This is a genomic window from Streptomyces seoulensis (assembly GCF_004328625.1).
Taxonomy (GTDB): Bacteria; Actinomycetota; Actinomycetes; order Streptomycetales; family Streptomycetaceae; genus Streptomyces; species Streptomyces seoulensis.
In genome coordinates this window covers 5719631-5733054 of the sequence record NZ_CP032229.1, presented here as the reverse complement: position 1 = coordinate 5733054, position 13424 = coordinate 5719631, and the positions used below count along the sequence as shown (strand labels likewise).

At 72.2% G+C, this 13424-nt stretch carries 12 protein-coding genes; 3 read left to right on the top strand and 9 right to left on the bottom strand.

The genetic code is table 11. From position 1 onward, the window contains the following. Window positions 1-55: 55 nt before the first annotated feature. Window positions 56-226 (top strand): DUF5670 family protein, encoded by a 171-nt coding sequence (locus D0Z67_RS26445; RefSeq protein WP_030805655.1) that lies wholly within the window; start codon window positions 56-58, stop codon window positions 224-226. Window positions 227-307: 81 nt separating this feature from the next. Here D0Z67_RS26445 and D0Z67_RS26440 read toward each other — a convergent pair whose 3' ends face one another. Then, the gene (locus tag D0Z67_RS26440) at window positions 308-1264 is read right to left on the bottom strand and encodes a mechanosensitive ion channel family protein (protein ID WP_051887845.1); all 957 of its coding nucleotides are present in this window, start codon (window positions 1262-1264) and stop codon (window positions 308-310) included. Between the two features lie 318 nt (window positions 1265-1582). Here D0Z67_RS26440 and D0Z67_RS26435 point away from each other — a divergent pair, with 318 nt between their 5' ends. Continuing rightward, window positions 1583-1765, top strand: coding sequence for a hypothetical protein (locus D0Z67_RS26435; protein WP_037775405.1), 183 nt, complete (start codon window positions 1583-1585; stop codon window positions 1763-1765). 4 nt (window positions 1766-1769) lie between these two features. Here the strand turns inward: D0Z67_RS26435 and D0Z67_RS26430 are convergent, their stop codons facing one another. From D0Z67_RS26430 to D0Z67_RS26400, 7 genes are all read right to left on the bottom strand, one after another. Continuing rightward, on the bottom strand, window positions 1770-3881 hold the full coding sequence (locus tag D0Z67_RS26430) for an alpha-galactosidase (protein ID WP_199812209.1): 2112 nt from the start codon (window positions 3879-3881) through the stop codon (window positions 1770-1772). A gap of 10 nt (window positions 3882-3891) precedes the next feature. Continuing rightward, window positions 3892-5904 carry a beta-galactosidase gene (locus tag D0Z67_RS26425; RefSeq protein WP_031182165.1) on the bottom strand — a complete coding sequence of 671 codons (2013 nt, stop codon included), beginning with the start codon at window positions 5902-5904 and terminating at the stop codon, window positions 3892-3894. Continuing rightward, window positions 5904-6779, bottom strand: coding sequence for a carbohydrate ABC transporter permease (locus D0Z67_RS26420; protein WP_031182164.1), 876 nt, complete (start codon window positions 6777-6779; stop codon window positions 5904-5906). The genes D0Z67_RS26425 and D0Z67_RS26420 overlap by 1 nt, the downstream gene beginning before the upstream one ends. Beyond that, complete coding sequence (locus tag D0Z67_RS26415) at window positions 6776-7669, bottom strand: carbohydrate ABC transporter permease (RefSeq protein WP_031182163.1); 894 nt, start codon at window positions 7667-7669, stop codon at window positions 6776-6778. The genes D0Z67_RS26420 and D0Z67_RS26415 overlap by 4 nt, the downstream gene beginning before the upstream one ends. Further along, on the bottom strand, window positions 7656-9011 hold the full coding sequence (locus D0Z67_RS26410) for an ABC transporter substrate-binding protein (RefSeq protein WP_051887844.1): 1356 nt from the start codon (window positions 9009-9011) through the stop codon (window positions 7656-7658). The genes D0Z67_RS26415 and D0Z67_RS26410 overlap by 14 nt, the downstream gene beginning before the upstream one ends. Window positions 9012-9256: 245 nt before the next feature. Then, a complete protein-coding gene (locus D0Z67_RS26405) occupies window positions 9257-10249 on the bottom strand; it encodes a LacI family DNA-binding transcriptional regulator (RefSeq protein WP_234312821.1) in 993 nt (330 codons plus the stop codon). Between the two features lie 56 nt (window positions 10250-10305). Continuing rightward, entirely contained in the window at window positions 10306-10779 is a 474-nt protein-coding gene (locus tag D0Z67_RS26400; protein ID WP_031182160.1) for a MarR family winged helix-turn-helix transcriptional regulator, read from the bottom strand. Between the two features lie 98 nt (window positions 10780-10877). Here D0Z67_RS26400 and D0Z67_RS26395 point away from each other — a divergent pair, with 98 nt between their 5' ends. Beyond that, a complete protein-coding gene (locus D0Z67_RS26395) occupies window positions 10878-13004 on the top strand; it encodes an MMPL family transporter (protein WP_031182159.1) in 2127 nt (708 codons plus the stop codon). Between the two features lie 7 nt (window positions 13005-13011). On the opposite strand, the gene D0Z67_RS26390 is transcribed toward D0Z67_RS26395, so the two are convergent. Beyond that, entirely contained in the window at window positions 13012-13395 is a 384-nt protein-coding gene (locus D0Z67_RS26390; RefSeq protein WP_031182158.1) for a VOC family protein, read from the bottom strand. Window positions 13396-13424: the final 29 nt, after the last annotated feature.

Genomic DNA, 13424 nt, shown 5'->3' with positions numbered 1-13424 from the left:
GTTGTGTGCGTGTATTCGCTGGTCAGGGGCAATCGGCGGTCAGGAGGTTATGACAATGGTTCCTTTGCTTCTGGTTCTTCTGCTGGCTCTCATCCTCTTCGGCGCGGGCTTCGCCCTGAAGGCGCTGTGGTGGATAGCGGTGATCGTCCTGGTCGTGTGGCTGGTCGGCTTCTTCGTGCGCCCGGCGGGCAGCGGCGGCCGTCGTGGCCGCTGGTACCGCTGGTAGGCGGACCGCACGCACTCACCGCGTGACATGACGAGGGGCCCGGCCTTGGGAAGGCCGGGCCCCTCGTCGTGTGCAGGCGGTTCAGCGGGCGGTGAGCTGGGGCTCCTGGTCCTCGTTGCGCAGCCAGATCGTGCGCTGCGGGAACGGGATGTCGATGCCGGCCGCGTCCAGCGCCTCCTTCACCCGGCGGCGCAGCTCGCGGGTGACGCCCCACTGCTGGAGCGGGATCGTCTTCACGGCGAGGCGGACGACGACGCCGTCCGCGTCCAGCGACTGCACGCCCCACACGCTGGGCTCCTCCAGCAGGACGGCGGAGAAGGCCGGGTCCTGGCGCAGGCTGCGGCCGGCGTCCTCCAGCACCTGGTAGACGGTGTCGAGGTTGGAGTCGTAGGCGACGGCGACGTCCAGGACGGCGCGGGCCCAGTCCTGGCTGTCGTTGCGGACGCGGAGGACCTCGCCGTTGCGGATGTGCCACAGGCCGCCGTTGAGGTCGCGGACATGGGTCAGGCGCAGGCCGATGTGCTCCACCTCGCCGACGGCCTCGCCGAGGTCGACGGTGTCACCGACGCCGTACTGGTCCTCGACCATGATGAGCAGGCCGGAGAGGTAGTCGGCGACCAGACTCTGGGCGCCGAAACCGATGGCGAGGCCGACCACGCCGGCACTGGCCAGCAGCGGGCCGAGGGCGATGCCGACCTGGTCGAGGATCATGGCCGTACCCAGCAGGGCCAGGACGATGGTGACGCCGCTGCTGAGCACCGAGCCGATGGTGCGGGCGCGCTGTTCACGGCGCTGCGAGGAGCGGGTGCGGTCGCGCAGCAGGACGGCGGCCCCGCGTCCGGCGCGGCGCGGCGGACGGGACTCCTGCTCGTCGCCGGAGGGCTGGAGGATGTGCTGGACGACGCGGGTGATGGCGCGCTTGGCGACCCAGCGGATCACCCCCAGGATGACGATGATGAGGGCGATGCGCAGGGGGACCTCGACCAGTGCCGTGGTGTGCGCCTCCAGCCAGTTCGGCCAGGAAGCGGCCAGCTGCACGGCTCCGGACGCGCTGGGCTGTGGGGAAAGGTGCGATGTCGGCACGACTACTCCGTATGGGACGACTTTCGGACTCGTCGGCCGCGTCTACCCTCGAATACGGCAGACATGATCATCTAAGCTGACCAGTTGCACCGGTCCCCTGGGCGCGCGGTGTCGGTACCGCCCCTTAAGGTGTCGTGTGCCCGTTCCTGGCCGGGCGTTCCTCGGGGCCGCCGTCTCTCGGCCCGCCGACGGTCCGGCCACGGCAGGTGACCGTCACCCGTCCCGTCGCTCCCCCCACCACCCGGCGACCCACTGGAAAGAGCAGCCACCCTCATGTTCACCGACACCCCCATCTTCAGCCGTCTCGTCGCCGAACGCGGTGACGTCCCCGCCGAGGTGCGGGGCGAGGCCGACCGCATACACCGGGACCTGGCACGGGTGATGCCACCGGGCACCGGCCTGCCGGGCGCTGGGCCGCACGCGCCCGGCCCGATGGGACCGCCCCCCGGCCGCTGACGGGTCACGCCACCTGGCGCAGCCGCACCAGCGCGCTCGCGCAGTCGCCGTCCGGCAGGCAGGGGAGGGGCAGGCCGAAGCCCATCAGGGTCGCCCCCGACCATTCCTCGCCGGTGTCCTCGTCCCGGTAGCGGGCGCCGGTGTCCAGGCCCCGCAGCCGGAGCGGCGGGTGCGCCGGGCCGAACCAGGCGCCGGGCCGCCACAGCAGCACCACCGTTTGGCCGGCGTCGGGACCGACGTACTGGACGGCGGTCAGGGCGCCGTCGCCCGGTGCGAGCAGCCGGTACTGGTGTCCGTGCTGCACCAGCGGGCGGATGTCCTTGTAGAGGCCGATCAGCCGGGCGGCCTCGGCGAGTTCGGCCGGTGTCCACCGGTCCAGGTCGCCGCCGATGCCCAGGACACCCGCCATCGCCGAGTGGAAGCGGAAGGCGAGCGGCACCCGGCGTCCGGTCAGCGGGTTGGGGCTGTCGGTGACCCAGGCGGACATGACGCGGGCCGGATAGACCTGGCTGAAGCCGTGCTGGATGGCGAGCCGCTGCACGGCGTCGGTGTTGTCCGAGGTCCACACCTGGTCGGTGCGGGCGAGCATGCCGAGGTCGGTCCGGCCGCCGCCGCCCGCGCACGACTCGATCCGCAGCCGGGGGAACTCCGCGCGCAGCCGGTCGAGCACCCGGTGCACCCCGCGCGCGTGCTCGATGTGCACCCGCCGCGCGTCCGGACCGCCGCCCCGCGCGCCCGCCTCGGTGAAGGACCGGTTGAAGTCCCACTTGAGGAAGTCCACGGTGTGCTCGGCGACCATCCGGCGCAGCCGGCCGTACGCCCACTCGGTCACCTCGTGGCGGGAGAAGTCCAGCACGAGCTGGTGGCGCAGCTCGGTGGCGGTGCGGTCGGGCAGATGCAGCACGTACTCGGGGTGCCTGCGGAACAACTCGCTGTCGGGGTTGGTCATTTCGGGCTCCACCCAGAGCCCGAACGCCATGCCCAGCCGGTGCACCTCGTCGGCCAGCGGGCGCAGTCCGCGCGGGAAGCGCCCGGGGTGCGGGGTCCAGTCGCCGAGACCGGAGCGGTCGTCGTCGCGGGTGCCGAACCAGCCGTCGTCCACCACGAACAGCTCCACCCCGAGGTCGGCCGCCCGCCGGGCCAGCCGCAGTTGGCCCTCCTCGGAGGTCTCGAACCCGGTCGCCTCCCAGGAGTTGTAGAGGACGGGCCGCGACTCCCCCGGATACGGCAGGACATGGCGCCGGACGTAGGTGTGGAAGGCGCGGCTGACGGCGCCGAAGCCGCCCGGGGAGTGCACGGCCACGCTGACCGGTGTGACGTGCCGCCGGCCGGGGGCCAGGGCGATCTCCGCCCCCTCGTGCCCCTCCCCCAGGATCACGCCCACCTCCCCGGCCGCCGTGCGCTGCACGGTGAGCCGCCAACTACCGCTGGCGGCAAGCGCGGTGGCCCACACCTCGCCGTGCTCCTCGTCGGCGCCACCGGTGTCCAGCGCGACCCACGGGTTGGCCTGGTGGCCGGTGTGGCCGCGTCTGCTGGTCAGCGTGGTCTCGCCCACGGCCAACTCGGTACGGGCGAGCCGGTGCTCGTCGGACCAGCCCCCGTGCACGGCCGACATCCGCCACCGCTGCCGCCGGGGCAGCGGCCAGTGGGCGGCGGCGTGGCGGACGAGAAGCAGCGGGCCGCTGGTGCCGGTGTGCTCGAACTCCGTCCAGCGTTCCAGGACGTCACCGTCGGGCGGCACCCGGTAGTGCGTCTCCCACGTCAGCGGCCGCACCCGGTCCCGCAGCGAGACCACCACATGCCCCGCACCGACGACCCGCACCCCGGTGACCTCGGGCTCGACCGGGCTCTGCCCGTCGGCGAACCGGACCTCCAGCGCGGGCACCCCGAACCGGGCGCCGCCCTCGACGGGATACTCCTCCACCCCGTCGAAGGGACCGGCGAAGCTGTTGTCCGGCTCGCTCCGCACGGGCAGCCCGACCGCGTCCTCCAGGGGCAGATGCGCACCCCAGTGGACATGCAGCACGGCGCGGTCCACCCGCAGCACGTAACAGGTGGCCTCGGTCCGCAGTACGACGGTCCCGCTGGGCTCGTCGTACTCCACCGGCAGCGTCATGGGCACCCCGTCACTCGTGTTCGCGGACGACGACCACTCCCCCGGCCGGGACCAGGGCGCCGGACGCGGTGACCTCGGCGTCCAGCAGCCCGGTCCCCCGCACCGGGACCGTCACGTCGTCGTCGGTGTGGTTGACCAGGAACAGATAGCTCCCCTGCGGCCCGGTGCGACGCACCGCCTCGACCCCCTCTGCCGCGACGGGACGCACGCCCGCCTCCTCGGCCAGTGCCCGCGTCAGGTCGCGCAGGGTGCGGGCCGAGGGGCGCGTGGCGACGTACCGCGCGCTGCCCCGGCCGTACGGGTGGCGGGTGACGGCGGGGCCCCCGGCGGCCGGACCGCCGCCGGGTGCGTCCGCGAAGCGGAGTACGGCGCAGCAGCCGCGCGGCTCGACGCGTTCGGCCCAGTCGTGCGCGAGGGTGCCGTCGTCCAGCCGGGCGGTCTCGCCGGGCCGGAGCGGCAGGTACTCGTCGACGCGCAGCCCGAGCACCTCGCGCAGGGCGCCGGGGTGACCGCCCGGCCGTACCCGGTCCTCGGTGTCGACCACCCCGCTGAAGCAGCCGACCGCCAGGTGGCCGCCCTGGCGGACGTACCCGTCGAGGCCCGCGGCGTCCTGGTCGGAGAGGAGGTACAGGTTCGGGGCGACGACCGCGCGGTACGGCGTCAGGTCGGCGCCCGGCGGGAGCACGTCGCAGGTGAGATTGAGCGACCACAGGGCCGCGTACCAGTCGCGGACGGCGTCCAGGTAGCGCAGCCGGGCGGAGGGGCGGGCCTCCAGTTCCAGGGCCCACCAGGTGGGCCAGTCGAAGAGGAGCGCGACCTCGCCCCGTACCCGGGTCCCAACCACCTCGGCGAGGGCCGCGAGTTCGGCGCCCAGGGCGCGGACCTCGCGCCAGATACGGGTGTCGGTGCCGCCGTGCGGGAGCATCGCGGAGTGCCATTTCTCGGCCCCGGCCGTGGACTGCCGCCACTGGAAGAACAGGATGCCGTCGGCGCCCCTGGCCAGGTGGGTCAGGCTGTTGCGGCGCAGCTCGCCGGGCCGCTTCGCCACGTTGACCGGCTGCCAGTTGACGGCGGAGGCGGAGTGCTCCATGAGCAGCCAGGGGGCGCCACCGGCCATGCCCCGGGCCAGGTCGGCGTTGAGGGCGAGGTCGATGTGGCCCTCGGGGTCGGCGGCTGTCAGATAGTGGTCGACGGAGACGAGGTCGCACTCGGCGGCGAAGGCGAAGGCGTCGGTCTTCTTCTCCAGGGTGCCCATGACGTTGGTGGTGACGGGGATGCCGGGGGCGAGCCGCTTGAGCAGGGCCGTCTCCGCGCGGTGCCGGGCGAGGAGGGCGTCGGAGGAGAAGCGGCGGTAGTCGAGTTCCTGGCCCGGGTTGCGGAAGGCGGTGGTGTCGCGGGGCGGGTCGATCTCGTCCCACTCGCCGTAGCGCTGGCTCCAGAAGTCGGTGCCCCAGGCCGAGTTGAGGGTGTCCAGGGTGGCGTACCGCTCCTGGAGCCAGACGCGGAACGCGGCCGCGCTGGTGTCGCAGTAGCAGAGCGCGTTGTGGTTGCCCCACTCGTTGTGGACGTGCCACAGCGCGACGGCGGGATGGTCGGCGTACCGCGTGGCCAGCGCGGTGACCAGGGCGTCGGCGGCCTCGGCGTAGGCCGGACCGCTGGGGCAGAAGACCTGCCGGCTGCCGTGGGCGAGCCGGGTGCCGGAGGCGGTGACCGGCAGGGCGTCGGGATGCAGCTTGGCGAACCACGGCGGGGGCGCGGCGGTCGGGGTGGCCAGGTCGACGGCGATGCCGTGGGCGTGCAGCAGGTCGAGCACCTCGTCCAGCAGCTCCCAGTCGTACACGCCGGGGCGGGGCTCGATACGGGACCAGGAGAAGACGCCCACGGTCACGAGGTTCACGCCGGCCTCACGCATGAGCCGGACGTCCTCCCGCCAGACCTCGCGGGGCCACTGTTCGGGGTTGTAGTCGCCGCCGTAACCGATGCCGCCCAGGCGGTGGTTGAGCGCGGTGAGGGGGTGGGCCATCACTTCACCGCCCCGGCGGAGAGTCCGGCACGCCAGTAGCGCTGGAGGAGGAGGAAGGTGAGCACGATGGGCACGACGGAGACCAGGGCTCCCACGATGGTGAGGGACTGCAGGACGGGCAGGCGGCTGGTCTGCGTCTGCCAGGTGTACAGGCCGAGGGTGACGGGATAGAGGTCGTCGTCCTGGAGCATGACCAAGGGCAGCAGGAAGTTGTTCCAGATGACGACGAACTGGAACAGGAACACGGTCACCAGCGCGGGCGACATCATGCGCAGCCCGATCCCGGTGAAGATCCGCAGCTCCCCCGCGCCGTCCATCCGCGCGGCCTCGATCACCTCGTCCGGCACGGACGCGGCGGCGAAGACACGGGACAGATAGACCCCGAAGGGGCTGACGACGCTCGGCAGGAACACCGACCAGAACGTGTTGGTGGCGTCCACCTCGGCGAACATCAGGAACAGCGGCAGCGCGAGGGCGGTCGCCGGTACGAGGACCCCGCCGAGGATCACCGAGAACAGCAACTCACGCCCCGCAAAACGGTACTTGGCCAGGGCGTATCCGGCGGCCGCCGACAGCGCGGTGGCGACGGCGGCCCCCGCGCCCGCGTACAGCAGGCTGTTGAGCAGCCAGCGGGCGTAGACGCCGTCCTGCTGCCGGAAGAGCGCGGCCAGATTGGCGCCCAAGTGCCAGTGCGCGGGCCGCAGTCCGGGACTGTCGACGAGGTCGCCCTGGCTCTTGGTCGCGGCGACCAGCAGCCAGTACACCGGGAGCAGCATGTAGCAGGCGGCCAGGGTCAGGAAGCCGACGGCGACGGCCGTGGAGGCGCGGCCGGTACGGGTGGCGTGGGCGCCGTCGGTGCGGGTGAGCAGGCTCATCCCTGCCTCCTGGTGGTGAGGCGGAGGAACGCGAAGGACAGCGCGAAGGTGACCGTGGCGAGCAGCACGGAGAGCGCGGCGGCCCCGCCGTAGTCGTCCCCGGCGGTGAGCGAGTAGGCGGCGAGGTTGGGGGTGTAGGTGCTGGTCACGCTGGTGGAGATGGACCGGAACACCTGTGGTTCGGTGAAGAGTTGCAGGCTGCCGATGATGGAGAACACCCCGGTGAGGACGAGCGCCGGGCGGATCAGCGGGACCTTGATGCGCAGCGCGGTGGTCCAGCCGTTCGCCCCGTCGACGCGGGCCGCCTCCTCGATGTCGGCGGGCAGCGCCTGGAGCGCGGAGTAGAGGATCAGCATGTTGTAGCCGGTGTAGGTCCAGGTGACGACGTTGCCGATGGACCAGAGCATCAGGCGGGGTCCCAGCAGGTCGGCCCGGATGCCCGCCGAGTCCAGCAGGGCGGTGATCGGGGACAGCCTCGGGTCGTACAGGGAGGCCCACATCAGCGCGGCGACGACGCCCGGGATGCCGTACGGGACGAAGTACACCAGCCGGAAGAACCGCTTCAGGCGGGCCACGGCCGAGTCCAGCAGCAGGGCGAGGACCAGCGCGAACAGCAGCATCACCGGGATCTGCACCAGGGCGAAGAGGCCGACCCTGAGGACGCTGTCGGCGAAGTACGGCTCCCGCACGACGTCGGCGTACTGGTCGAGGCCGGAGAACACCGAGTGGGTGCGGCCGAAGGTGCCGCCGGTGCGTGCGGTCCTGTGCAGGCTCTGCCAGAAGGCGTAACCGACCGGCAGCAGGGTGAACAGCACGAACGGCACGAAGAAGGGCGCGAGGAAGCCGTACGGGGCGAGGGTCCGGCGCTTCGGCCGGTCAGCGCGTGACATCGAGGGACTGCTTGCGCAGGGAGTCGGCGCTGTCGGCCGCGGTCCGCTTCAGCACGTCGCCGAGGGTGCCCTTGCCGGCGGCGACGTCCGAGGTGCCGTCGCTGAGGAAGCGGTAGGTGTCGGTCATCGTGGGACCCCAGGTGAAGTCGGTGTCCACCTCGCCGGACGCCTGCTGGAAGACGTCGAAGATCTTCTGGTCGCCGTAGAAGCTCACGGGCTTCTTGAGGGCGGGCAGGGTCAGTCCGGCCTTCGCCGCCGGGTAGAGACCGCCGGAGCGGTTGAGGATCTCCAGCGCCTTGGGGTCGGTGTTGAGCCAGAGCGCGAACTCGGCCGCCTCGGCCGGGTGTTCGCTGCCGGAGAAGACGGCGGTGGTGGAGCCGCCCCAGTTACCGGCCCGCTGGTCACCGGCCTTCCACTGCGGCATGGGGGCCACCGCCCACTTGCCCTTGGTGGCGGCCGCGTTGTCGCGGATGGTGCTGTACCCCCAGGCGGCACTGATCCAGGTGACCACCTCGCCGGAGTTCCACGCCTTGTACAGCGCGGGCGAGAAGCCCTGGAGGTCGGTGGCGACGAGCTTGTCGTCGATGAGCTTCTGCCAGTAGTCGGCCACCTGTCGGCTCTCGGGCCGGTCGACGGTGACCTTCCAGGCGTCGCCCTCGCGCTCGAACAGGGTGGCCTTGTTCTGCCACAGCAGGCCGGTGAACCAGTTCGGGTCGGTCTGCGAGAAGTGGGTGATGTACTTGCCCGCCTTCTTCAGCACGCGGGCGTCGGACTCGTACTCCGCCCAGGTGGTGGGGGCCTTCAGGTGGAGCTTGTCGAAGATGTCCTTGCGGTAGTAGAGCGCCATCGGGCCGGTGTCCTGGGGTATCGCCCAGACGCCGTCCTTGCCGTGCGCCCCGAAGTCCACCTGGGACCACGTCCAGTCGACGAACTTGGACTGCGCCTCGGCGACTTGGGGGCAGCGCTGGATGTCCTTCAGGCCGCCCTTGAGCCGGAAGCCGGCCAGCGAGTCGTACTCGATCTGCCCGAGGTCGGGGGCCTTGTGGGCCTTCAGCGCGTTGGACATGTTCTGGTAGGTGCCCGCGTTCCCGGCCGGGGTTGTACGCAACTTCACCTGTACGTCGGGGTGTTCGGCGTTCCAGACGCGCACCGCCTGGTCCATGCCGGGCACCCAGGACCAGTACTGGAGGGTGACCTTGCCGGGGGCGGGCCTACAGGAGGAGTCGGCCGCACCGTCGCCCTCACCGCCCCCGCCACCACAGCCGGCCACCGCCGTGAGCGCCAGGACCGCCGCACCGGCCAGGCATCGTCTTGCGGTGGACATGCGAACGGGCATCGCCATGAGGGTGCTCCTTGCGCCGAGGGTCGCGCTCCGGGGACGTGGTGGGCGCAACCTTCACGACAGGAATCCACAAAAGTCAACAGGCTTGCGGGAATTGACCGGCATCGAGACCGTTCCGTGAGCGGGGAACCTGCTTACGGAAAAGACGCTGACCTGCAATTACTTTGCACAAGCGCTCAGTTGGAACCTAGGCGCGGAATCGATTACGCAACACCCCGCACGGATAGGACTGATGGCGCGATGGCTCAGACCGACGCGCGGGCCACGAACTCCGCCTTCACCCGGACGGTGCGGTGGGCGGTGCGGCCGTCCAGCCGCTCGCGGAGCAGGCGGGCGGCGGCGCGGCCGACCTCCTCGGCGGGGTAGCGGATGGTGGTGAGGCGGGGCCGGACCAGGGAGGCGAAGGCGGCGTCGTCGTGGCCGACCAGCGCGACCTCACCGGGGATGTCGATGCCCAGCTCATGGGCCTTGTCCAGGGCGCCGACCGCGATCACGTCGTTGGCGCAGAACACCGCGTCGGGACGGTAGCGGCGGTCCATCAGCTCGGCGAAGCCCTCGGCCCCGGCCTCGCGGGTGTGCTCGCCGCGCACCACGAGGTCGCCGGGCAGGGCGGTGCCGTACTGGCGGGCCAGGGCCCGGAGCAGCTCCAGCCGGGGGTCGCCGCCGGTGGCGTCGCGGGGGCCCGCGATCATCGCGATGCGGCGGCGCCGGGCGGCGGTCACCAGCTCCAGCGCCTGCCGGGTCGCGGCCCGCGCGTCGGGGGCCACCTGATCGACGGCGCCGAAGGGCACGTCCGCGCTGACCACGGCCGGTATGCCCGCGTCGGTCAGCACCCCGAGGTCCTTCGGCAGCAGCCGGAACGGGGTGATCACCACCCCGGCGAAGCGCTGCTGCACCGCCTCCGCGAGCAGCGCCCGCTCCTCCTCGCGCCGGGCCCGGGTGTCGCAGACGACGACATGCAGCCCGAGTCCGCGCAACTCCTCCTGGAGGGTGGCCGTGAGCTGGGCGAAGAACGGGTTGGCGATGTCCGGCACGATCAGCGCGACCAGACTGGAACGCCCCGTACGCAGGCTGCGCGCGGCCGTGTTGACGACGAACCCCAGCTCGGCGATGGCCGCCTCGACGGCCGTACGGGTCTCGGGGGCGACGGCACGCTTGCCGGACAGCACGTACGACACCGTGGCGGAGGAGACTCCGGCCGCACGGGCGACGTCCGCCATGGTGACCCGCTCCCGCACCGACCCCACCCCTTCCGCGCGGTCACCCTACTTCACCTCGGGGAACGCGCCCGCCCTCAGCGTTCGGCGGCCAGTTCGCGGTTCAGGGCACCGAGGAACTCGGCGACCGTTTCGAGCTGTTCCGGGGTGAAGCGGCCGCGGGCCGCCTCGGTGCCGCGGGCGAGGGGGCTGAAGTACTGGCGGGCGAGGGCGCGGGCGCCGGGGTTGTAGTGCAGATGGACCACCCTGCGGTCGGCACTGTCGCGGGCGCGGGTGACGTGGCCGGCGCGTTCGAGGCGGTCCAGACACGCCGATACCGCGCCCGAGGTGAGGTTCAGGCGTTCGCGCAGCCGGGAAGGGGTCATGGGCTCGCCGTCGAGGGCCGAGGCGTCCATGATCGCGGCGAGTGCGTGCACGTCCGTGGCGTGGAGATCGTGGGCGTGGGCAAACGCGTGGGCGATGCGGTTTATCTCGCTGTTCAGGGTGCGCAGGAGGACGGCGTACCCCTGGAGGTCGCTGGGAGGACGCTCCTCCGGGCGTTCGGGCTGCATGGCTCCAAGGATATGATCTCCAGGTCCCTCAATCATTGAGATACTTTGTGGTTGAGACACCTGACCCTGGCATCCGCCCACTCCTCCCTGGGGAGCGCATGAACCCCGTACGCCGACCGGTCCGCTGGCTGGTCCCCCTCGTCCTCGTGCTCGTCTGGCTCGGCCTCGGCGGAGCCTTCGGCTCCTACGCGGGCAAGCTGGGCGAGGTGTCGACCAACGACCAGACCGCGTTCCTGCCGCGCAGCGCGGAGTCCACCAAGGCCGTCGCCCTGCAGAAGACCTTCGAACGGCAGGAGACGCTGCCCGCCGTGGTGGTCTGGACCGGCAAGGCCGGCGGGAAGATCACTCCGGCCCAGCGCGAGGCGGCCACCCGCGCGCTGGCGTCACTCACCGGCACCGAGGGCGTGGTGGGCCGGCCGTCCCCCGCGCTGCCGTCCAAGGACGGGGCCGCGCTGGAGGGTGTCGTCCCGCTCAGCCCGGAGCTGGGCAAGAAGGTCACCGACGTGGTGGACCGGGTCGAGCGCACGGCAGCGGGCGTCGACGGCACGCGCGCGCAGGTCGCCGGTCCGGCGGCCACGCAGGCCGACCTCACTCACGCGTTCGGCGGTATCGACGGCATCCTTCTGGGTGTCGCGCTCGCGGCCGTGCTGGTGATCCTGCTGCTGGTGTACCGCAGCGTGCTGCTGCCGTTCGCCGTCATCCTCAGCTCGGTGTTCGCGCTCGGCATCGCCTGCGCGATCGTGTACGTCCTCGCCGACCACGGTGTCGTCCGGGTGGACGGGCAGGTGCAGGGCATCCTCTCGATCCTGGTGATCGGCGCGTCCACCGACTACGCCCTGCTGCTCACCGCCCGCTTCCGCGAGGAGCTGGCGCGCGGCGCCCAGCGGGCGGAGGCGGCCTGGGGCGCGCTGCGCGGGTCCTTCGGCGCCATCACCGCCAGCGCGGCCACCGTCGCGCTGGGGCTGCTCGCGCTGCTGCTCAGCGACCTGACGAACAATCGGGCGCTGGGTCCGGTGGGCGCGATCGGCATCGGCTGCGCGGTGCTGTCGACGCTCACCTTCCTGCCCGCGGTGCTCGCCCTGCTGGGTCACGCCGCGTTCTGGCCGGCCAAGCCCCGCCCGGCGGACGCGGCGACGGGCGGCCACGGCGTGTGGCGCCGGGTGGCGCACCGGGTCGACAGCAGCCCCCGCAAGGTGTGGCTGGCGACCTGTGTCGTACTCGTCGTCGGCGCGGCCTTCTTCCCGGCGCTCAAGTCGAAGGGCGTCCCGCTGGACGAACTCTTCGTCAACGACGCCCCGTCCGTCTCCGCGCAGCAGACCCTCGGCCGGCACTTCCCCGGCGGCTCCGGCCAGCCGGTGGTCGTCATCGCGGACGCGGCCAGGAGCGCGGACGTGATCGCGGCGGCGGACAAGACGCCCGGCGTGGCCTCGGCCGCCCCGCTGAGCGCGTCCGGCAGGCCGGGCGGTGCGCCCCGGGTGGTGGACGGCCGGGTACGCATCGACGCGACCCTGACCGACGCGCCGGACAGCGACGCGGCCAAGGCGACCGTCGAGCGGCTGCGCGACCGGCTGCACGCGCTGGACCCCGGCTCGCTGGTGGGCGGTTACAGCGCCCAGCAGTACGACACCGAGCGCACCGCCGAGCACGACCGGAACCTGATCGTCCCCGTCGTGCTGCTGATCATCCTGGTGATCCTGATCGCGCTGCTGCGCTGTCTGCTGCTGCCGGTGCTGCTGGTGGCGACGGTCGCGCTCAACTACCTGGCCACGCTGGGCATCGCGGGCCTGGTCTTCCGCCACGGCTTCGGCTTCTCCGGCACGGACGCCTCGGTCCCGCTGTACGGGTTCGTGTTCCTGGTCGCGCTCGGGGTGGACTACAACATCTTCCTGATGTCCCGCGTCCGTGAGGAGACCGTCCGCCACGGCACCCGCGAGGGCATCCTGCGCGGCCTGATCGCCACGGGCGGCGTCATCACCTCGGCCGGCGTGGTCCTCGCGGCGACCTTCGCCGCGCTGATCGTCATCCCGCTGGCGTTCCTCGTGCAGATCGCCTTCATCGTCGCCTTCGGCGTGCTGCTCGACACCCTCGTGGTCCGCTCGCTCCTGGTCCCGGCCCTGGTCCGGGACATCGGCCCGGCGGTGTGGTGGCCGAGCAGGCTGTCCCGTGAGGAACGGCCCCCGCAGCGGCGGGAGTCGGCGGAGGACCGGGTGGAGCAGCCGCAGTAGCCCTCGGCTACGCCGGGTCCAGGCGCCTGCGCAGGAGGCAGAACTCGTTGCCCTCCGGGTCGAGCAGCACGTGCCAGCTCTCCTCGCCCGTCTGGCCGATGTCGGCCGGGCGGGCGCCGAGGGCGAGGAGGCGGTCGAGTTCGGCCGGCTGGTCGCGGTCGGTGGGGCTGACGTCGATGTGGAGGCGGAGCTTGGCGGGGCGGGGATCGGCGGTGGGGCTCAGCACGAGGGTGGGCTGCGGGCCGCCGAACCCGGCGCCGGGCGGCCCGATCTCGATACTGCCGTCGTCCTCCCGGCCCAGCTCCGCATAACCCAGTACGTCGCTCCAGAACGCGGCGAGGCGCTCGGGGTCGGCGGCGTCGATGACCAGCTCGCTGATACGGCATGCCATGCGCGCAGTGTACGGAGAACGGGCGAATC